This window comes from Streptomyces sp. NPDC051310 (genome assembly GCF_044455245.1).
Taxonomy (GTDB): Bacteria; Actinomycetota; Actinomycetes; order Streptomycetales; family Streptomycetaceae; genus Streptomyces.
Genome location: NZ_JBITEO010000010.1, coordinates 22,393 through 40,769, shown reverse-complemented (window position 1 = coordinate 40,769; position 18,377 = coordinate 22,393). Strand labels below are relative to the sequence as shown.

Genomic DNA, 18,377 nt, shown 5'->3' with positions numbered 1-18,377 from the left:
CCGTGAGCACGCCCGAAGAACGTCCGGAGCCCGTGGACGTCCCCCTGATCAACATCACCGCACCGGCCGACCAGTCCGGCGGTGGATGCGGTGACGGCTGCGGCTGCGGCGGCGACGACGAGGTGTACGAGTGCGGGCTGGACCCCGCGCTCGCCGCGCTGCTGGTGAACGCCGGTCTCGATCCCGTCCTCGTCGAGGACGTGGCGTACCGCGCGATCGAGGAGGACCTGGACGGCGGGGTGGACGTCACGACCGTCGCCACCGTCCCGGCGGACGCCGTGGCCACCGCCGACTTCACCGCCCGGGAGGCGGGCGTCGTCGCGGGCATCCACGTCGCCGAGGCGATCATGTCCGTGGTCTGCACCGAAGAGTTCGCCGTCGAGCGGCACGCCGAGGACGGCGACCGGGTGGAGGCGGGCCAGAAGCTGCTGTCCGTCACCACCCGCACCCGCGACCTGCTCACCGGCGAGCGCAGCGCGCTCAACATCATGTGCCGCCTGTCCGGCATCGCCACCGCCACACGCGCGTGGGCGGACGCCCTGGAGGGGTACAAGGCGCAGGTCCGCGACACCCGCAAGACGACCCCGGGCCTGCGCGCCCTGGAGAAGTACGCCGTGCGCTGCGGCGGCGGGGTCAACCACCGCATGTCGCTGTCCGACGCCGCGCTGGTCAAGGACAACCACGTGGTCGCGGCCGGCGGCGTCGCGGAGGCCTTCAAGGCGGTGCGCGCGCAGTTCCCCGACGTGCCGATCGAGGTCGAGGTGGACACCCTCCACCAGGTCCGGGAGGTCCTGGAGGCGGGCGCCGACCTGATCCTGCTCGACAACTTCACGCCGGCCGAGACGGAGGAGGCCGTCACGATCGTCGCGGGCCGTGCCGCCCTGGAGTCCTCCGGCCGGCTGACCCTGGAGAACGCCGCCGCGTACGCCGCGACCGGGGTCGACTACCTCGCGGTGGGCGCCCTGACGCACTCCGCCCCGATCCTCGACATCGGCCTCGACCTGCGAGAGGCGGAGCAGGGCTGATGCTGCTCACGATCGACGTCGGCAACACCCAGACGGTCCTCGGCCTGTTCGACGGCGAGGAGATCGTCGAGCACTGGCGGATCTCCACGGACCCCCGCCGCACGGCCGACGAGCTGGCCGTGCTCATGCAGGGCCTGATGGGCACGCACCCGCTGCTCGGCGACGAGCTCGGCGACGGCATCGAGGGCATCGCCATCTGCTCGACGGTCCCGTCCGTCCTGCACGAGCTGCGCGAGGTCACCCGCCGCTACTACGGCGACGTCCCGGCCGTCCTGGTCGAGCCCGGTATCAAGACGGGCGTGCCGATCCTCATGGACAACCCCAAGGAGGTCGGCGCGGACCGCATCATCAACGCGGTCGCCGCCGTCGAGCTCTACGGCGGTCCGGCGATCGTGGTCGACTTCGGCACGGCGACGACGTACGACGCGGTCAGCGCCCGCGGCGAGTACGCGGGCGGCGTCATCGCGCCCGGCATCGAGATCTCCGTCGAGGCGCTCGGGGTGCGCGGCGCCCAGCTGCGCAAGATCGAGCTGGCCCGCCCGCGCAGCGTGATCGGCAAGAACACGGTCGAGGCGATGCAGGCCGGCATCGTGTACGGCTTCGCCGGCCAGGTCGACGGCGTCGTGCAGCGCATGAAGCACGAACTGGTCGGCCCGTCCGGCGACCCCGGTGAGGTCACGGTGATCGCCACGGGCGGCCTGGCCCCGATGGTCCTGGGCGAGGCCAAGGCCATCGACGAGCACGAGCCCTGGCTCACCCTCATCGGTCTGCGGCTGGTCTACGAGCGCAACGTCTCGCGCATGTAGCGCAGGGGGCGCGGCTGCCGCCGGGTGCCGGACGCGGCCCGCGCGGCAACGCGCCCACCATTGATCGCTTAAACAAATTTTGTCCGATTAGCACGTATCGTCGGGCCATGCCCACGCCATACGGATCCCGCGGCGGCCTGGCGTTCGGCGCAGACGAGCTGCGTGTGCTCCGACGCGCCCTCGCCCACGCCCTTCACCCGACCCCGCTCGACTACGAGGACGTCCAGGACTGCCATCGCCTCGCCGGCTCCGTGGACGAGGCGGTCCGCGAGGCCGCACGGCTGCGCGCCTTCCTGTTCGCCGACCTCGCCCGGTACCGGGACGCCCTCCCCGGCTCCGCCTCCGGCTACCTGGGCCTGCTCCAGGACGCCCTGGCGACCGGCTACGACCCGCGCCCCGAGGACCTCGCCGCGCTGCGCGGCCTGCGGCACACCGCCCCGGGGGCCGCGCTCCTGGCCCGCTGCCAGGTGCTGGCCGAGCAGTCCGTACGGGCCCGCCTGGCAGGCCAGCGGACCGCCCCGCCCGCGTGGTCCGCGACGGCCCGGCCGCGCACCCGGCTGCTCGCACTGCCGGGCGGCCGCGCCGCCGCGGACCCGCCGAAGCCCAAGCCCGCCCCCTCGTCGCCGGACACACCGCCCGCCGAGCGTCCGGTGCCCAAACCGTCGGAGGTCTTCCCGCCGCGCCGGCGACCCGCGGCGCCCCCGCCCGAGAAGCGGGCGGCGAGCTAGCTACCCTGGACGCCATGGACTACGTATCCGCGCTCCTGCCCCCGGTGGTGATGGCCGCCTTCTTCATCGGCCTCGTCGTGACGATCGTCAAGAGCCAGGGCGGCCCGAACAAGGCCAAGGAGGACGCGGCCGTCGACGCGGCGCTCTCCCGCGCCGAGGCCACCCGCCAGGCGGACGACTCCGCCGCCGCCGGCACGGCCGGCTGAAGCCCGCACGGCCGGCTGCAGCCGGCCGCACCAAGGGCGTACGACCGCTTACGCGGCGTACGCCCTTTTTGTTACCCTTTGATGGGTCAATAGCCAGCTATTCCGACATCCCCCACTATGGTGGCGACGTGCCCCGTCAATTGGGAGAGCTCGAAGACGCCGTCATGACGCGCGTGTGGCAATGGAACCGGCCGGTCACCGTCCGGGAAGTCCTGGAGGATCTCCAGCAGGAACGGTCCATCGCCTACACCACCGTCATGACGGTAATGGACAATCTCCATCAGAAGGGCTGGGTGCGCCGGGAAGTCTCGGGCCGCGCCTATCGATATACCGCGGTCTCCACCCGCGCCGCCTACTCGGCCGCACTGATGAACGAAGCGTGGTCGAAGAGCGACAACCCGGCCGCCGCCCTCGTGGCCTTCTTCGGCATGATGTCGGCCGAGCAGCGCGAGTCGCTGAATGACGCCATCCGCATCGTGCAGCGGGACACCCCGGAAGGCGCCTCCGCACAGAGCGCCGAAGAGATGCGGCAAGGGACGCGGCAAGAGGGCCGCGAAGGAGCGGGCGGAGAACCCCCGCAAGCGGAACAGGAACGGGCCGGAGGAGAAGGTGCCGGCCCCGCGACGGACTCCGAGGGTGCCGACGGCGGGGCCCGGACCGGACGATAGCGTCCAGCCATGCCGTCGACCGAGCTTCCGTCCCCGCAGCCCAATCCCGCCGCAAAAGCCGTGACCGTCCGGCGGGCCCGTACCGGCGATGTGCCGGCCGTCCGCCGCCTGGTCGACCCGTACGTCACGCGGGGCATCCTGCTCGACAAAGCCACGGTCACGCTTTACGAGGACATCCAGGAGTTCTGGGTCGCCGAACGCGACGAGGACGGCACGGTTGTAGGCTGCGGCGCACTCCACGTGATGTGGGAAGACCTCGCCGAAGTGCGCACTCTCGCCGTGGATCCCCACTTCAAGGGCGCCGGCGTCGGTCATCTGGTGCTGGACAAGTTGCTCGACACCGCCCGCTGGCTCGGTGTGCGCCGGGTATTCTGCCTGACCTTCGAAGTGGACTTCTTCTCGAAGCACGGCTTCGTCGAGATCGGTGAGACGCCGGTCGCCGGAGATGTCTACGCCGAGCTCCTGCGTTCCTATGACGAGGGCGTCGCCGAGTTCCTCGGTCTCGAACGAGTGAAGCCCAACACCTTGGGCAACAGCCGGATGCTTCTGCACCTGTGATCGGCCGATCGCCGGAAGGCGATCCCTATGTCCGAATCGCGTATGTTTCCCGCGTTCCCGGGGTTCCGAACCTCTCCCGGGGGTTTGTGTTTTTCAGGGAAAAGCGGTTTCCTTTCCGCGTACTGCATTTTCGATGAAAGGAAATCCGGTGGCACAGAAGGTTCAGGTCCTTCTTGTTGACGACCTCGACGGTGGCGAGGCGGACGAGACGGTGACGTTCGCTCTGGACGGCAAGACGTACGAGATCGACCTCACCACCGCCAATGCCGACAAGCTCCGCAGCCTGCTCGAGCCGTACACCAAGAGCGGCCGCCGCACCGGTGGCCGGGCCGCGGGTGGCCGCGGCAAGGGGCGCGTCGCCACCGGCGGCAGCCCCGACACCGCGAAGATCCGCGCGTGGGCCAAGGAGCAGGGCTACAACGTGAACGACCGCGGCCGCGTCCCCGCCGACATCAAGAAGGCGTACGAGGACGCCAACAACTGAGCGCGGCCGCGTCCCGGGCGCTCAGGAGCCGGACACGGTGGCACGCCGTCGCCGCCGCGTCCACGAGTCGTACGAGACAGGGGGCACCCCCACTGCCCCCGGCAGCCGCACCCGCCGGCCCCGGTGCCGCCGCCAGGGCGGGCAGCGCCGGAAGCGTCGGCTCCACTTCGCGCCCCGGCACGGGGGCGCGCAGCCACACCGCGGCGCCCGGCGAGCCGGATCCGCTCCATCCTGGGGGAAGCGGGGCGGAGATCCGGCCGCCCGCGCCCCGCGCGGACAGGTCGAGGGCGATCCCGCCCCACTCCAGCCAGTCGAGCAGCCCGGGCAGCTCCTCCGCGCCGCCCGCGGCGACCAGCATGCGCATCCGGGCGCCCTCGACAGCGACGGGCCAGTGCCCGCCCAGCCGCCGCAGCACGGCGGTCCCCGCGGCGACCGGCATCTCCAGCACGTCGAAGCGGAGCCCCGTCAGCAGCTCCGCCCCGCCGGTGCCCGCGGCGGCGGCCCAGCCGAGTTCGTTCTCGTACCACCGCGCGGCCTCACCGCCGTCGAGCGGCAGGCGCGGGAGCGGGATGGTGATGGCCATACCCGGGGAACTTCCGAGCCGCCCGCGAAGTTACGCATCGTGCGTCCGCCGTTACGGTTCGTGTCGGACGCGGGGGTGTCCGGAGGTGTGGAGGGGCGCAAGGGTGTTCGCCCTTAGCTGAGGGAACCCGGGTTCACCGCATGGAGTGTCAGTGCTTACGGGTAAGACATTCCTAGTGGGGAGGGGCGACACGCAGGTTCGGGGCGTCTCACGTTCGCCATCGGCGTACTGCCGGTGTGGGTAAGTACCTGGCCTGCGGGAACATCGTCTCGCACCATCGGGTTGGAGCATTTGTCGGCGTTCGGGTCAGGAGGCCAGAGACGGGTGTCGGCAGTTGGAATGAGCGGTCCCCGCTTGCGGGACTAAGCTGCGGAAGGACAGGGAGGGGACCGACCCCTTACTGCCTGACCGCTCTGAGGAGCGATTAACGATGTTCGAGAGGTTCACCGACCGCGCGCGGCGGGTTGTCGTCCTGGCTCAGGAAGAAGCCCGGATGCTCAACCACAACTACATCGGCACCGAGCACATCCTCCTGGGCCTTATCCACGAGGGTGAGGGTGTCGCCGCTAAGGCCCTGGAGAGCCTCGGGATTTCGCTCGAGGCGGTCCGCCAGCAGGTGGAGGAGATCATCGGCCAGGGCCAGCAGGCCCCGTCCGGGCACATCCCCTTCACGCCCCGTGCCAAGAAGGTCCTGGAGCTGTCGCTCCGCGAGGCCCTTCAGCTCGGCCACAACTACATCGGCACCGAGCACATCCTGCTCGGCCTGATCCGCGAGGGCGAGGGCGTCGCCGCCCAGGTCCTCGTGAAGCTGGGCGCCGATCTCAACCGGGTGCGGCAGCAGGTCATCCAGCTGCTCTCCGGCTACCAGGGCAAGGAAGCCGCCACCGCCGGTGGCCCTGCCGAGGGCACCCCCTCGACGTCCCTGGTCCTCGACCAGTTCGGCCGCAACCTCACCCAGGCCGCCCGTGAATCCAAGCTCGACCCGGTCATCGGGCGCGAGAAGGAGATCGAGCGGGTCATGCAGGTGCTGTCCCGCCGGACCAAGAACAACCCGGTCCTCATCGGCGAGCCCGGCGTCGGCAAGACGGCGGTCGTCGAGGGCCTGGCGCAGGCCATCGTCAAGGGCGAGGTGCCCGAGACCCTCAAGGACAAGCACCTCTACACCCTGGACCTCGGCGCGCTCGTCGCCGGCTCCCGGTACCGCGGTGACTTCGAGGAGCGCCTGAAGAAGGTCCTCAAGGAGATCCGCACCCGCGGCGACATCATCCTGTTCATCGACGAGCTCCACACCCTGGTGGGTGCGGGCGCCGCCGAGGGCGCGATCGACGCCGCCAGCATCCTCAAGCCGATGCTGGCCCGCGGCGAGCTGCAGACCATCGGTGCGACGACGCTCGACGAGTACCGCAAGTACCTGGAGAAGGACGCGGCCCTGGAGCGCCGCTTCCAGCCCATCCAGGTCGCGGAGCCGTCGCTGCCGCACACCATCGAGATCCTCAAGGGTCTGCGCGACCGGTACGAGGCCCACCACCGGGTCTCCATCACCGACGAGGCGCTGGTCCAGGCCGCCACCCTGGCCGACCGGTACATCTCGGACCGCTTCCTGCCGGACAAGGCGATCGACCTGATCGACGAGGCCGGTTCCCGGATGCGCATCCGCCGGATGACCGCGCCGCCGGACCTCCGCGAGTTCGACGAGAAGATCGCGGCCGTCCGCCGGGACAAGGAGTCCGCGATCGACTCCCAGGACTTCGAGAAGGCGGCTTCCCTCCGCGACAAGGAGAAGCAGCTGCTGGCGGCGAAGGCCAAGCGGGAGAAGGAGTGGAAGGCCGGCGACATGGACGTCGTCGCCGAGGTCGACGGCGAGCTGATCGCCGAGGTCCTGGCGACCGCCACCGGCATCCCGGTCTTCAAGCTGACCGAGGAGGAGTCCTCGCGTCTGCTCCGCATGGAGGACGAGCTCCACAAGCGCGTCATCGGCCAGAAGGACGCCATCAAGGCGCTCTCCCAGGCGATCCGGCGTACGCGTGCGGGTCTGAAGGACCCGAAGCGCCCCGGCGGCTCGTTCATCTTCGCCGGCCCGTCCGGTGTCGGTAAGACCGAGCTGTCCAAGACGCTCGCCGAATTCCTCTTCGGCGACGAGGACGCGATGATCTCCCTCGACATGTCGGAGTTCAGCGAGAAGCACACGGTTTCCCGTCTCTTCGGTTCCCCGCCCGGATACGTGGGTTACGAAGAGGGCGGCCAGCTCACCGAGAAGGTGCGCCGCAAGCCGTTCTCCGTCGTCCTCTTCGACGAGGTCGAGAAGGCCCACCCCGATATCTTCAATTCCCTTCTCCAGATCCTGGAGGACGGTCGCCTGACCGACTCCCAGGGCCGGGTCGTGGACTTCAAGAACACGGTCATCATCATGACGACCAACCTCGGGACCCGGGACATCTCCAAGGGCTTCAACCTGGGCTTCGCGGCACAGGGCGACGTCAAGACCGGTTACGACCGGATGAAGGCGAAGGTCAACGAAGAGCTGAAGCAGCACTTCCGGCCGGAGTTCCTCAACCGCGTCGACGACACGGTCGTCTTCCACCAGCTCAGCCAGGAAGACATCATCCAGATCGTCGACCTGATGATCGCCAAGGTGGACGAGCGTCTGAAGGACCGCGACATGGGCCTCGAGCTCAGCGGCGACGCCAAGAAGCTCCTGGCGAAGAAGGGCTACGACCCGGTCCTGGGCGCCCGGCCGCTGCGCCGGACGATCCAGCGCGAGATCGAGGACGTGCTGTCGGAGAAGATCCTCTTCGGCGAGCTGCGCCCCGGTCACATCGTGGTCGTGGACACCGAGGGCGAGGGTGAGGAGAAGAAGTTCACCTTCCGCGGCGAGGAGAAGTCGGCGCTGCCCGACGTCCCCCCGATCGAGCAGGCGGCCGGCGGCCCCGGCCCGAACCTCTCGAAGGACGCGTAAGCGACCCGCGTGCTGAAGGGGCTGTCCCGTCTGGGGCAGCCCCTTTGCCGTGTCCTCAGCGAAGTGGCCGGCCGGCTCAGCAGGTGGCCGGCTTCCGCCAGGAGCATTCGAGATTGGCGGGCACCTCGGGTGTCCGCAGGCGCTCCGGGGCCACCGCGGTGAACGTTCCCGCGGCCGTGTCGGAGCGGGCCAGCGTCACCACGATCGCGTCCTCGATGCCCTTCACGGAGGACGCCAGGTAGTTGTTGAGGACGACCGCGTAGACGAGCCGCCGGCCGCCCGCGTCGGTGACGTACCCGGAGAGCGCCGAGGCGCCGGTGAGCGAGCCGGTCTTGGCGCGGGCGTTCAGTGCGGCGGGGGTGCCGCACATCCGGGTGCGCAGGGTGCCGCCCGTGGCGCGGTCGGGGCCGCAGGCGACCGGGAGGGACGCGTACCAGTCGTCGTACCAGGGTGCGTCCTGGACGGCGAGGAGCAGGCGGGCGAGCTGGGCCGCGGGGATGAGGTTCATCCGGGACAGCCCGGAGCCGTCGACCTGCCGGATCCGGTCCGGCTCCACGCCCCGCGCCTTCAGGTACGCGCCGATGGCGGAGAGCCCCGCGCTCCACGTCCCCCGGCCGGAGGTCTCGTACCCGATGGTCTTGGTCAGTGCTTCGGCATGCATGTTGTTCGACAGCTTCATGAACGGGTGCATGAGGTCCCGCAGCGGCATGGAGCTGTGCGCGGCCAGGACGCGCGCGGCGGCGGGGGTGCGCTCGCCCGTGCGGGGCGGGGCGCCGACGCGTACGCCGCGGGCGGCCAGGGCGTCGGCGAAGACCGCGGCGGCGTACCCGGTGGGCTCCTGGACGGTGATCCACTCCTTGGTGACGGGGGCGGTGAGGGGCAGCTCACCGCTGATCACGATGGTGTTCGTGCCGTGCTCGCGCTCGACGGCGAGGGTGGCGGGCCGGCCCGCTGGGACGGTGGTGGCGCGGTTGTCGACGCGGACGTAGCGGGTCGCCGGGGTGAGGGTCACGCGCGGTGCGGCGCCCGCCCCGGCCGCCGGGGCGGCCTCCACGACGACGGTGCCGGAGTCGTAGTCGGTGTCCGGGGCGAGGGTGAGCGGCGAGATGGGAGCCGAGTAGTACGACGACTCGTCGTCGGCGGCCCAGGAGCGGCCCAGCCGGCGGGTGTCGAAGCGGGTGTCGTCCGCGACGACCCGTCCGGTCACCTTGCGGATCCCCGCGGCGGCGACCCCGGCGGCCAGCGCGTCGTAGTCCTTGGCGAGGGTGGTGGGGTCGCCCGTGCCGCGCAGGTACAGGTCCCCGTGCAGGACGCCTCCCCTCGGGCGGGCGGTGGCGAGCACCTCGGTGCGGAAGCGGTAGCCGGGCCCGAGCAGCTCCATGGCGGCCGCCGAGGTCGCGAGCTTGGTGTTGGAGGCGGGCATCAGCCGGTCGTCGCCGTCGCGCCGGTAGAGCGTCTCCCCGGTCGCGGCATCGGCGACGACGACGCCCGCGGCCCCGCCGTGGAGCCGGGGGTCGGCGAGGATCGTGTCGATGGCGCCTTTGAGGCCGGTGTCGGAGGGCCCCGCCCCGGCGGGCAGGCTGCTCGCCCCGAGGAGTCCGGCGAGGCCGAGGGCGAGGGCGGTCACGCGCATCACGTGTCTGCTCATGGTGGGGAGCATGGCGGAGGGCCGTGGGGCTGGGAAGGAGGCATGAGGGAGGAAAGGGGGGCGCGTGCCGTCGCCCCGGGACACCGGCGGCCGAAGTGCCCGGTTCCGTTCTTCCCGGCCTCCCGGCCTCCCGGCCTCCCGGCCTCCCGGCCTCCCGCGCTTCCCGTCCCGTCTTTCCGGCCGCTCCGCGTCCGCGCTTCCCGTCCGTCCTTCCGGGCGCTCCGCGCCGTCGCGGAGCGCCCGGAGGGGCCCCGGCCCGTGACAAGCCGCACAGGCGATTTGCGCGGTACTAGCCGGAATAGTGCAGTGTGCGGGGTGATGGCGCCCGTCGGGGCCGGGACCGGACGGGGGAGCGGGGGAGGGGCGCCGGGGAAGGCCCGGAAATCGGCCGGAGAAACCCCAGGCCAGAGGTACCCCCGCTGCGACAAACCTTACTTTCTAAGGACATTTCGGGCGCGCACCCTTGGATGGTGAGCGGCGTCAAGAGTTCAGGTCACACCTCGCACGCTACGACGACATGTCGTAGATGGGTGGTTTGAGGCGGGATGGGTGGGCGGGTTACCAAGGATGAGCACTCGCCCGGCGCACCACTCGCGTCGGGTCCGTTCTTGCCCGGAGGTCTTCCCCGTATGTCGAAGCGCATCAACCCCGCCCGTAACGCCGCCGTCGCCTTCGCTGCCGCCGGCATGGGAGCGACGCTGGTGTTCGGAGCCGGTGCTGCGTTCGCGGCCCCGGGGCAGGCGGCGCCCGCCATGGACGCCGCGGCCGCCGTCGCCGCGCAGGCCCAGTCCCAGGCCGAGGCCGCCCAGCAGGCGGCGAAGGCCGCCCAGGCCGCCGAGGTCGCCGCCGCGGCGAAGAAGGCCGCTGCCGCCGAGAAGGCCGCGGCGAAGAAGGCTGCCGCCAAGAAGTCCGTGGCCTCCTGGGTCAAGCCGGTCGGCGGCTACACGCTGACCGCGTCCTTCAACCAGGGCGGCGCCATGTGGTCCCACAAGCACTCCGGCCAGGACTTCGCCGTGCCGGTCGGCACCCCGGTGAAGGCCGCGCACTCCGGTGTCGTCGTGAAGGCCGGCCCGAACGGCGGCGGCGACGGTCCCGCGTACGGCAACGCCATCGTCATCAAGCACGCCAACGGCACCTACTCGCAGTACGCCCACCTGTCCAAGATCAACGTGGGCATCGGCAAGACGGTGAAGACCGGCCAGGTCATCGCCAAGTCCGGCAACACCGGCAACTCGTCCGGCCCCCACCTGCACTTCGAGATCCGTACGACCCCGAACTACGGCTCGGCGGTCAACCCGGCGGCGTTCCTGCGCTCCGAGGGCGTCACCATCTGACGCTCCCCGAGGGGTTACGAGCGGGCCTGATGGGCCTGCGTCACCAGATCGACGGCGACTTCGAGGACGGCTGCGCGCTTCTCCTCGGGGTCGCCTTCGACGTTGTGGATGAAGAACATGCCCGCGTGCATGGTGAAGAGCGCGCTGGTGCACCGCATCCGGTCCGTCATGCTGAACCCGGGCTCCTGGACGAGCTTGAGCAGCGTGAGCATGCGCCGCTTGAACGTCTCGCCGATGCTCAGGTCCCGTACGGTCGCCTGGTTCTCCTGCATGAAGCGGAAGAGCGGGGCCGCGCCCAGCAGTGCCGCGTGGTAGCGGCGCAGGATCTCCTTCTTGGTCTCCAGGGTGCGCGGCTGGGCGGCGGCCCAGTCGATCAGCTCGTCGATCGGCCGCGTCAGGTCCTCGAAGAGGCTGATGACGATGTCTTCCTTGGTCTTGAAGTGGTAGTAGAGCGCCGCCTTCGTGACGTCCAGCCGCTCCGCGATCTCGCGGAGCGAGGTCTTCTCGTAGCCCTGCTCGGCGAAGAGTTCGATGGCCACGTCCTGGATGCGCTGACGCGTGTTGCCTCTGGCCATGATCTTCGGTCCTCTCGCAAAACTTACTTGACGCCCGGCTAGTAGTCCCTCTACCTTCTCCAGTGTAGTGAATTAGCCGGGCGGCAAGTAAGTGGAGTTTGGTATGACGGTGTCCGACATAGGGCCGCGGGAGGCGTCGCGCGAGCCGCGCGTCCGCAGCGTCCGGGTGGTGCTGCTCGCTCTGATGATCGCGATGCTGCTGGCCATGCTGGACAACATGATCATCGGTACGGCGATGCCGACGATCGTCGGCGAGCTCGGCGGCCTGGAGCACCTGTCGTGGGTGGTCACCTCGTACACCCTGGCCACCGCGGCGTCCACCCCCATCTGGGGCAAGCTCGGCGACCTCTACGGCCGCAAGGGCATCTTCCTCACCTCGATCGTGATCTTCCTGATCGGCTCCGCGCTCAGCGGCATGGCCCAGGACATGGGCCAGCTCATCGGCTTCCGGGCCGTGCAGGGCCTCGGCGCCGGCGGTCTGATGGTCGGTGTGATGGCGATCATCGGCGACCTGATCCCGCCGCGGGAGCGCGGCAAGTACCAGGGCATGATGGCCGGCGTCATGGCCCTCGCCATGATCGGCGGACCGCTGGTCGGCGGCACCATCACCGACCACTGGGGCTGGCGCTGGTCCTTCTACATCAACCTGCCGCTGGGCGCCGTCGCGCTCGCGATGGTCACCGCCGTCCTGCACCTGCCGAAGCAGAAGCGCGACCGCGGGACGCGCATCGACTACCTCGGCGCCGCGCTGCTGACGGTCGGCATCACCGCCGTCGTACTGGTCACCACCTGGGGCGGTACGGAGTACGACTGGGACTCCGCCGTGATCATGGAGCTGATCGCGATCGGTGTCGCCGCCCTCGCCGGGTTCCTGTTCGTCGAGCGGCGCGCGGCCGAGCCGATCGTGCCGCTGCACATCTTCCGCAGCCGCAACTTCTCGGTGATGTCGGTGCTCGGCTTCCTGATCGGCTTCGTGATGTTCGGCGCCACCCTCTTCCTGCCGCTGTACCAGCAGGCCGTGCAGGGCGCCTCCGCCACCAACTCCGGTCTGCTGCTCACGCCCCTGATGCTCGGCATGATGCTGGTGTCGCTGATCGCCGGCCGCATCACCACCAGCACCGGCAAGTACCGGCTGTTCCCCATCCTGGGCGGCGCGCTCATGTCCGTCGGGCTCTTCCTGCTCTCGCAGATGGACATCGACACCACGCGGGTCACCTCCGCCGTCTACATGGCGATCCTCGGCGCCGGCCTGGGCTGCCTGCTGCAGACGACCATGCTGGTCTCGCAGAGCAGCGTCGAGATGAAGGACATGGGCGTCGCCTCGTCCTCCGCGACCCTGTTCCGGACGCTCGGCATGTCCTTCGGCGTGGCCATCATGGGCGCGCTGTTCACCGACCGGGTGCAGGAGGAGATGCTGGCGCGGGGCGGCGGCGCCGCCACGGCGCAGTCCGCCCAGCTGGACGCGGCGAGCCTGGCCAAGCTGCCCGAGGCCGCACGCGAGGCGTATCAGTACGCGGTGGTCTCCGGGACGCACGCGGCCTTCCTGCTCGGTACCGCGGTCGCGGTCCTCAGCTTCCTGGTCGCCTTCTTCGTCAAGGAGATCCCCCTGAAGGGCGCGGCGCCCGACGACTCCGGCGCCGGCCCGGACGCCGGTCCGGACACCCCGCCGCCGGCCCGGCAGGACGGCGACGGTCCCGCCCGGACCGGCGCCGACCCCGAACCCGCTCCCACCCGGGCCTGACGGCACGGGCCCGATGGCAGGGGCCCGTGGGTGAGAGGACCGGGCCGTGACGGTGCGCCGGGCAGTACGGCTCTGACGCCGGGCGCACCACGGTACGGCTCCGACGGTACGGGCCCGTTGCTGCGGCCCGACCGTACGGAACCGACGCCACGGCCCCGCCCGGCCGCTCGACCGGTTTGCCCTACATCCCCCGGGGGCGAACAGGTCGGCGGCCGGGCCTTTTCGTATGCGGGCGGGGGAGGGTGGGGTGGGCCCGAGCGGCCCGGCGTCGCCGGGGCCCGGGCCAGGCGCCAGGCTCAGGCCCCGGGGCTCGGGCTCAGGCATCCGGGCCGAGGCGTCGGCTCGGAGGCCGGGGCTCGGACGTCCGCGCTCAGGCGTCCAGGCCCGGGCGTCGCCGGGCCCCGGGCTCAGGGGTCGAGGCTCAGGTGTCGGCTCGGGCGCCGGGGCTCAGGCATCCGGCTCAAGCGGCCGGCTTGATCGCCGGGGGCTCAGGCGTCCGGGAACTGGATCATCGGGAAGCTGCCCGTGGCCGTCGGCGCGTGCTCCGGGAGCCAGAGCACCGCGATCGCGCCGCCCGCACCCGGTGCCGTGCCCTCCGGGGCGGCGTTGCGGAAGGTGAGCCGGGCGCCCAGCACGCGCGCCTGGCCCGCCGCGATCGTCAGCCCCAGCCCGTGGCCGTGGCCCGCACGGTCGCTCGCGCCCGTGCGGAACCGGCTCGGGCCCTCGCGCAGCAACTCCTCGGGGAAGCCCGGCCCGTGGTCGCGCACCCGCAGCACGCGGCCCTCGACCGTGACCTCGACCGGCGGCTTGCCGTGCTTGGCGGCGTTGGCCAGAAGGTTGCCCAGGATCCGCTCCAGCCGGCGCGGGTCGGTGTTCACCCACGACTCGTGGACCACCCGTACCTCCGCCGCCGGGTCCAGCACCCGTACCCGCCGGGCGACGAACTCGCCGAGCGCGATCTCCTGCAGCTCGGCCCGCTCCGACGCGCTGTCGAGCCGCGCCACCTCCAGCACGTCCTCGACCAGCGTGCGCATCGCCTGCGCCCGGTCGCGCACCAGCTCGCTCGGCCGCCCCGGCGGCAGCAGCTCCGCCGCGGTGAGCAGCCCGGTGACCGGCGTGCGCAGCTCGTGCGCGATGTCGGCGGTGACCCGGCGCTCGGCCTCGATCCGCTCGCCCAGCGCGTCGGTCAGCGCGTCCACCGCCCGCGCCAGCTCGTCCGTCTCGTCCCGTACGACACCGCCGATGGCGTCCCGTACCCGGACCTCCGTATTGCCCTGGGCGACCTTGCCGGCAGCGGTGGCGGCCTTGCGCAGCCGGCGGGAGAGCTGCCCGCCGATCAGCACGCCGAGCGCGCACCCGCCGAAGACCACCGACACCGAGCCGACGACGAGGGCCTGGTCCAGGTCCTTCATGATCGTGGTGGAGCGGTCGGCGAACCGGGTGTGCAGCGACAGGACGTCACCGTTGGCCAGCGGCACCGCGGCCCACACGTCGGGGGCCCCGGACTCCCGCTCCTTCACGTACGTCCCGCGCCGCCGCTCCCGCATCAGCGCGTCCAGCTCCGACGGCAGCGCCGGGTCGTTGAGCTTCGTGCCGAACCGCGGCTCGCCCTTCGGCTTGCCGCCCTCGTACAGCCGCTGTGCGAACAGCAGCCGCTCCATCTGCACCTCACGCGCGTTCTCCAGCATCGAGACGCGGGCCGCGTTGTGGACGACGAGGCTGAGCGCGGCGGCGATCAGGGCGCCGACGGCCGCGATGGCGATGGAGATCTTCCAGCGGACGCCGGTGCGCAGGGCCGGCCGGCCGCGTCGCTCCCGCGGTGCGGACCGCTTCATGCCTTGAGCTTGTAGCCGAAGCCCCGGACCGTCTCGATCCGGTCCTGGCCGATCTTCGTCCGCAGCCGCTGCACGTGCACGTCCACGACCCGCGTGTCCCCGCCCCACCCGTAGTCCCACACGCGCTCCAGCAGCTTGTCGCGGGAGAGGACGGTCCCCGGCGCCGACGAGAACTCCAGCAGCAGCCGCATCTCCGTCGGCGTCAGCGCCACCGGCGCCCCGCCCCGGCGCACCTCCATGCCCTCGGTGTCGATCTCCAGATCGCCGAAGGACAGCGCGCCGCCGTCCGGACCGCCCTGCTGGGCGCCGTCGCCCGTGCCGCCCGCACCGCTGGCGTGCCCGAAGCGGCGCAGCACCGCCCGGATCCGCGCCATCAGCACCGCGCCGTCGAACGGCTTGGTCACGTAGTCGTCGGCCCCCGCCTCCAGGCCGAGCACCACGTCGATCGAGTCGGCCCGCGCCGACAGCATGATCACCGGGACCGTCGACTCGTCGCGGATCCGCCGGCACAGGCTCACACCGTCCATGCCGGGCAGCATGACGTCGAGCAGCGCGATGTCCGGCCGCCGCGCACGGAACGACTCCAGGCCGGACAGGCCGTCCGGCATGGCGGTCACCGTGAAGCCGTCCCGCTCCAGGGCGAGCTGCGTGGCCTCACGGATGACGTCGTCGTCCTCGACGAACAGGACATGGGTCTCGGCCATCCCGCGCTCTCTCAGTCCTCGGTCGTGGTGTCCGGTCGTGCTTCAGTTCTCGGGGGGCGCGGCCGGCGCGGAGCCGTCGACGCCGCCGTCGCCGATCGCCTTGCTGTAGTCGTTGTGCACCCGGTCGTGCTCACTGAACCTGTTCCCCACCCAGCGGTACGTGATGACGTCCTCGCCGGACGGGTAGGCCACCGGGTCGCCCTCGTCGTACACCTGCTTCGTCAGGACGAGGTCGCCGCGGTCGATCGTGGAGTACACGGCGGGCTCCTCCAGCGCGAACACATTCTCGTACTTGGTGTCCGTCACGCGGTACACGTACGTCCCCACGCCCACGGCGTCCTCGCACGTCATCACGTTGACCACGACGTCGGGCCGGTCGCCGCCGGTGAGGTTCCCGTACGACGTGTCGACCGGGTACGCGTCCGCCACGCACGGCTTGAGCTCGTCCTTGACGCGGTCGCTGACCTCGGGGTCGCTCTTGATCAGCTGGACCGGGTCGATCTTCTTGAGCGCCGACGAGCCGGCGGGCGGCGTCGGAGCGGTCGTCGACGTCGCCTGGTCGGTGCGGGCGGCACCCTCGTCACGCATGCCCGTGCCGCCGGTGGAGCACGCGGCCGTGAGCAGGCCGAAGGCGGCGAGCACACCCATCGCCGCGGTGCTCGCCGCCCCGAACCTGCCGGTGGTGCCGTCGTTGTCCCTGGCGCTCAGGCCGCGCACCGCTCCCGCCCCCGCTCGTCACTGCGTTCCGTACGCTCCAGGGCGCGGGCGTCGATGTCCCGGCTCTCCAGCTCCTGACGGAGCCGGGCGAGTGCCCGGTGGAGCGTGCTCTTCACGGTACCGGTCGACATGCCGAGCGCGGCGGCGGTCTCCTCGGTGCTCATCTGCTCCCAGTGGCGCAGCACGACCACGCTGCGCTGCTTGGGCGCCAGCACCTTGAGCACGTCCATGAGCAGGGCCCGGTCGGCGTGCTGCTCGGTGGCGTCGTCGACGGACGCGTCCGGCAGCTGCTCGGTGGGCACCTCCTCCAGCTTGCGGGCGCGCCACCACTCGGTCCGCGTGTTGATCATGACGCGGCGCAGGTAGGCGTCGGCGAGGGTCTTGTCGGCTATGCCGTCCCAGCGGCCGTAGGTCCGCGCCAGCGCCGTCTGGAGCAGGTCCTGGGCGTCGACCGGATCGGGGACGAGACGCCGGGCGCTGCGCAGCAGGGCGTCCTGCCGAGTGCGTACGTATTCCTCGAATTCGAGCACCTCGCCGTGCGACATCCCGAACCGCCTCCATCCCCGTGACAAGCCCCGCTGTGGTCTACGCCAGGAGACGCTACGGAGCGGTTGTCACGGGGTTGTCCGAGGGAGCCGTCGGCGGACGCACGGCTGTCCATCGGTTGTGTAACAGCAGAGGTGTAACAGACGCCGTTTCGGGGAAGGGGCGCCGCGCGAACGGACGCCGGACCGCTCCTCCGACCGCTCTTCCGGCGCTTCCTCCCACCGCTCTTCCGGCTGCGCCGTCCGCTCTTCCGTCCGTTCCCGCGGCCGGGCACCCGGTCAGACCGCCGGGGAGGCCGGGCCCGCCGGCAACCGGTAGCGGCCGTCCTCCAGCGGCTCCACGAGGCCGTCCGCGACCAGGCCGTCCAGCGCCCGGGCCCGCTGCACCGGTTCGTCCCAGACGGCGTCCAGTGCCGCCTGCCCCACCGGCGCCACGGCCTCCCGCAGGACGGCGAGGAGCTTGCCGCGCACCTGGCGGTCGGTCCCCGCGTACGTCTGGCCGCGCCGCGCCGGACCGTCGTGCGCGGGCTTGCCGGCCAACCGCCAGGCGCAGGTGCCCGCGATCGGACAGCGCGCGCAGGCCTCGTTCTTCGCGGTGCACACCAGCGCGCCGAGCTCCATGGAGGCCGCCGCCCAGCGGGCCGCCGTCGTCTCGTCCTCGGGCAGCAGCGCGCGGGCGAGCTTGCGCTCGGCGGCGGTCGTGGCGTTCGGCGGGTACTGCACGCCCGTGACGGACCGGGCGAGGACCCGCCGCACATTGGTGTCCAGCACCGCGTGGCGCTGCCCGTACGCGAACGACGCCACCGCCGCGGCCGTGTACTCGCCGATCCCCGGCAGGGCGAGCAGCTGCGCGTGTTCGGCCGGTACGTCACCGCCGTGCCGCTCCGTTATCGCCACGGCGGCGCCGTGCAGCCGCAGGGCGCGGCGCGGGTAGCCGAGGCGGCCCCAGGCGCGGACCGCCTCGCCGGGCGCCTCGACGGCCAGGTCGGCGGGGCGGGGCCAGCGGGCGAGCCACTGCTCGTACACCGGCAGCACCCGGCTGACCGGCGTCTGCTGGAGCATGAACTCGCTGACCATCACTCCCCAGGCGCCCGCTTCGGGGCGGCGCCAGGGCAGGTCGCGGGCGTGCTGGTCGAACCAGGCGATGACGGGCGCGTGCAGACGGACGGCGGAGTCGGCGGCCGGGCCGGCGGTCTCGCCGGCGGCCGCGGTGGCGGTGGACGCGGTGGACGTGGACGCGGTGCGTGAGGGGGTCGCAGTCATG

Annotated in this window: 18 protein-coding genes; 10 read left to right on the top strand and 8 right to left on the bottom strand. The window is 71.5% G+C overall.

Translation table 11 applies throughout. The annotated features are described in order from the left end of the window. Nucleotides 1-2 precede the first annotated feature (2 nt). The 7 genes from nadC (at nt 3) to ACIA79_RS16320 (ending at nt 4,475) form a co-directional block, all read left to right on the top strand. Complete coding sequence (gene nadC / locus ACIA79_RS16350) at nt 3-1,025, top strand: carboxylating nicotinate-nucleotide diphosphorylase (protein ID WP_399428934.1); 1,023 nt, start codon at nt 3-5, stop codon at nt 1,023-1,025. Next, nucleotides 1,025-1,831 (top strand): type III pantothenate kinase, encoded by an 807-nt coding sequence (locus ACIA79_RS16345; protein WP_399428933.1) that lies wholly within the window; start codon nt 1,025-1,027, stop codon nt 1,829-1,831. Before nadC ends, ACIA79_RS16345 begins: the two co-directional genes overlap by 1 nt. 137 nt (nt 1,832-1,968) lie before the next feature. Continuing rightward, entirely contained in the window at nt 1,969-2,559 is a 591-nt protein-coding gene (locus ACIA79_RS16340; protein WP_399429173.1) for a hypothetical protein, read from the top strand. A gap of 14 nt (nt 2,560-2,573) precedes the next feature. Next, a complete protein-coding gene (locus ACIA79_RS16335) occupies nt 2,574-2,765 on the top strand; it encodes a hypothetical protein (RefSeq protein ID WP_399428932.1) in 192 nt (63 codons plus the stop codon). Between the two features lie 128 nt (nt 2,766-2,893). Further along, complete coding sequence (locus ACIA79_RS16330) at nt 2,894-3,433, top strand: BlaI/MecI/CopY family transcriptional regulator (RefSeq protein WP_399428931.1); 540 nt, start codon at nt 2,894-2,896, stop codon at nt 3,431-3,433. Nucleotides 3,434-3,442: 9 nt separating this feature from the next. Then, a complete protein-coding gene (locus ACIA79_RS16325) occupies nt 3,443-3,991 on the top strand; it encodes an amino-acid N-acetyltransferase (protein WP_399428930.1) in 549 nt (182 codons plus the stop codon). A 148-nt stretch (nt 3,992-4,139) separates the two neighbouring features. Further along, the gene (locus ACIA79_RS16320) at nt 4,140-4,475 is read left to right on the top strand and encodes an Lsr2 family protein (protein ID WP_399428929.1); all 336 of its coding nucleotides are present in this window, start codon (nt 4,140-4,142) and stop codon (nt 4,473-4,475) included. Here the strand turns inward: ACIA79_RS16320 and ACIA79_RS16315 are convergent. Beyond that, on the bottom strand, nt 4,444-5,058 hold the full coding sequence (locus tag ACIA79_RS16315; protein ID WP_399428928.1) for an SCO3374 family protein: 615 nt from the start codon (nt 5,056-5,058) through the stop codon (nt 4,444-4,446). The genes ACIA79_RS16320 and ACIA79_RS16315 overlap by 32 nt on opposite strands. A 430-nt stretch (nt 5,059-5,488) precedes the next feature. Here ACIA79_RS16315 and ACIA79_RS16310 point away from each other — a divergent pair, with 430 nt between their 5' ends. After that, a complete protein-coding gene (locus ACIA79_RS16310) occupies nt 5,489-8,014 on the top strand; it encodes an ATP-dependent Clp protease ATP-binding subunit (RefSeq protein WP_399428927.1) in 2,526 nt (841 codons plus the stop codon). 76 nt (nt 8,015-8,090) lie between these two features. On the opposite strand, the gene dacB is transcribed toward ACIA79_RS16310, so the two are convergent. After that, nucleotides 8,091-9,662: a D-alanyl-D-alanine carboxypeptidase/D-alanyl-D-alanine-endopeptidase gene (dacB, locus tag ACIA79_RS16305; protein WP_399428926.1), complete on the bottom strand. Its 1,572-nt coding sequence runs from the start codon at nt 9,660-9,662 to the stop codon at nt 8,091-8,093. A gap of 629 nt (nt 9,663-10,291) precedes the next feature. Here dacB and ACIA79_RS16300 point away from each other — a divergent pair. Continuing rightward, complete coding sequence (locus ACIA79_RS16300; RefSeq protein WP_399428925.1) at nt 10,292-10,996, top strand: M23 family metallopeptidase; 705 nt, start codon at nt 10,292-10,294, stop codon at nt 10,994-10,996. Between the two features lie 14 nt (nt 10,997-11,010). Here ACIA79_RS16300 and ACIA79_RS16295 read toward each other — a convergent pair whose 3' ends face one another. Next, nucleotides 11,011-11,571 (bottom strand): TetR/AcrR family transcriptional regulator, encoded by a 561-nt coding sequence (locus ACIA79_RS16295; protein WP_399428924.1) that lies wholly within the window; start codon nt 11,569-11,571, stop codon nt 11,011-11,013. Nucleotides 11,572-11,674: 103 nt separating this feature from the next. Between ACIA79_RS16295 and ACIA79_RS16290 the strand changes: the two genes are divergently transcribed. Continuing rightward, the gene (locus tag ACIA79_RS16290) at nt 11,675-13,312 is read left to right on the top strand and encodes an MDR family MFS transporter (RefSeq protein ID WP_399428923.1); all 1,638 of its coding nucleotides are present in this window, start codon (nt 11,675-11,677) and stop codon (nt 13,310-13,312) included. Nucleotides 13,313-13,800: 488 nt separating this feature from the next. Here ACIA79_RS16290 and cseC read toward each other — a convergent pair whose 3' ends face one another. The 5 genes from cseC to ACIA79_RS16265 form a co-directional block, all read right to left on the bottom strand. Continuing rightward, complete coding sequence (cseC, locus tag ACIA79_RS16285) at nt 13,801-15,147, bottom strand: two-component system sensor histidine kinase CseC (RefSeq protein ID WP_399428922.1); 1,347 nt, start codon at nt 15,145-15,147, stop codon at nt 13,801-13,803. Next, nucleotides 15,144-15,851: a two-component system response regulator CseB gene (gene cseB, locus ACIA79_RS16280; RefSeq protein WP_399428921.1), complete on the bottom strand. Its 708-nt coding sequence runs from the start codon at nt 15,849-15,851 to the stop codon at nt 15,144-15,146. Before cseB ends, cseC begins: the two co-directional genes overlap by 4 nt. A 42-nt stretch (nt 15,852-15,893) precedes the next feature. Further along, nucleotides 15,894-16,568, bottom strand: coding sequence for a hypothetical protein (locus ACIA79_RS16275; RefSeq protein WP_399428920.1), 675 nt, complete (start codon nt 16,566-16,568; stop codon nt 15,894-15,896). Continuing rightward, the gene (locus ACIA79_RS16270; RefSeq protein ID WP_399428919.1) at nt 16,556-17,113 is read right to left on the bottom strand and encodes a SigE family RNA polymerase sigma factor; all 558 of its coding nucleotides are present in this window, start codon (nt 17,111-17,113) and stop codon (nt 16,556-16,558) included. The genes ACIA79_RS16275 and ACIA79_RS16270 overlap by 13 nt, the downstream gene beginning before the upstream one ends. Before the next feature lie 279 nt (nt 17,114-17,392). Continuing rightward, nucleotides 17,393-18,376 (bottom strand): A/G-specific adenine glycosylase, encoded by a 984-nt coding sequence (locus ACIA79_RS16265; RefSeq protein ID WP_399428918.1) that lies wholly within the window; start codon nt 18,374-18,376, stop codon nt 17,393-17,395. Nucleotide 18,377: the final 1 nt, after the last annotated feature.

Excerpts from the sequence above, each read along its gene's own strand:
- ACIA79_RS16345 (WP_399428933.1), top strand. The coding sequence starts at position 1,025 with ATGCTGCTCACGATCGACGTCGGCAACACCCAGACGGTCCTCGGCCTG.
- ACIA79_RS16325 (WP_399428930.1), top strand. The coding sequence starts at position 3,443 with ATGCCGTCGACCGAGCTTCCGTCCCCGCAGCCCAATCCCGCCGCAAAA.
- dacB (WP_399428926.1), bottom strand. The coding sequence starts at position 9,662 with ATGAGCAGACACGTGATGCGCGTGACCGCCCTCGCCCTCGGCCTCGCC.
- cseB (WP_399428921.1), bottom strand. The coding sequence starts at position 15,851 with ATGGCCGAGACCCATGTCCTGTTCGTCGAGGACGACGACGTCATCCGT.
- ACIA79_RS16315 (WP_399428928.1), bottom strand. The coding sequence starts at position 5,058 with ATGGCCATCACCATCCCGCTCCCGCGCCTGCCGCTCGACGGCGGTGAG.
- ACIA79_RS16295 (WP_399428924.1), bottom strand. The coding sequence starts at position 11,571 with ATGGCCAGAGGCAACACGCGTCAGCGCATCCAGGACGTGGCCATCGAA.
- ACIA79_RS16310 (WP_399428927.1), top strand. The coding sequence starts at position 5,489 with ATGTTCGAGAGGTTCACCGACCGCGCGCGGCGGGTTGTCGTCCTGGCT.
- ACIA79_RS16335 (WP_399428932.1), top strand. The coding sequence starts at position 2,574 with ATGGACTACGTATCCGCGCTCCTGCCCCCGGTGGTGATGGCCGCCTTC.
- ACIA79_RS16290 (WP_399428923.1), top strand. The coding sequence starts at position 11,675 with ATGACGGTGTCCGACATAGGGCCGCGGGAGGCGTCGCGCGAGCCGCGC.
- ACIA79_RS16265 (WP_399428918.1), bottom strand. The coding sequence starts at position 18,376 with ATGACTGCGACCCCCTCACGCACCGCGTCCACGTCCACCGCGTCCACC.
- ACIA79_RS16300 (WP_399428925.1), top strand. The coding sequence starts at position 10,292 with ATGTCGAAGCGCATCAACCCCGCCCGTAACGCCGCCGTCGCCTTCGCT.
- ACIA79_RS16270 (WP_399428919.1), bottom strand. The coding sequence starts at position 17,113 with ATGTCGCACGGCGAGGTGCTCGAATTCGAGGAATACGTACGCACTCGG.
- cseC (WP_399428922.1), bottom strand. The coding sequence starts at position 15,147 with ATGAAGCGGTCCGCACCGCGGGAGCGACGCGGCCGGCCGGCCCTGCGC.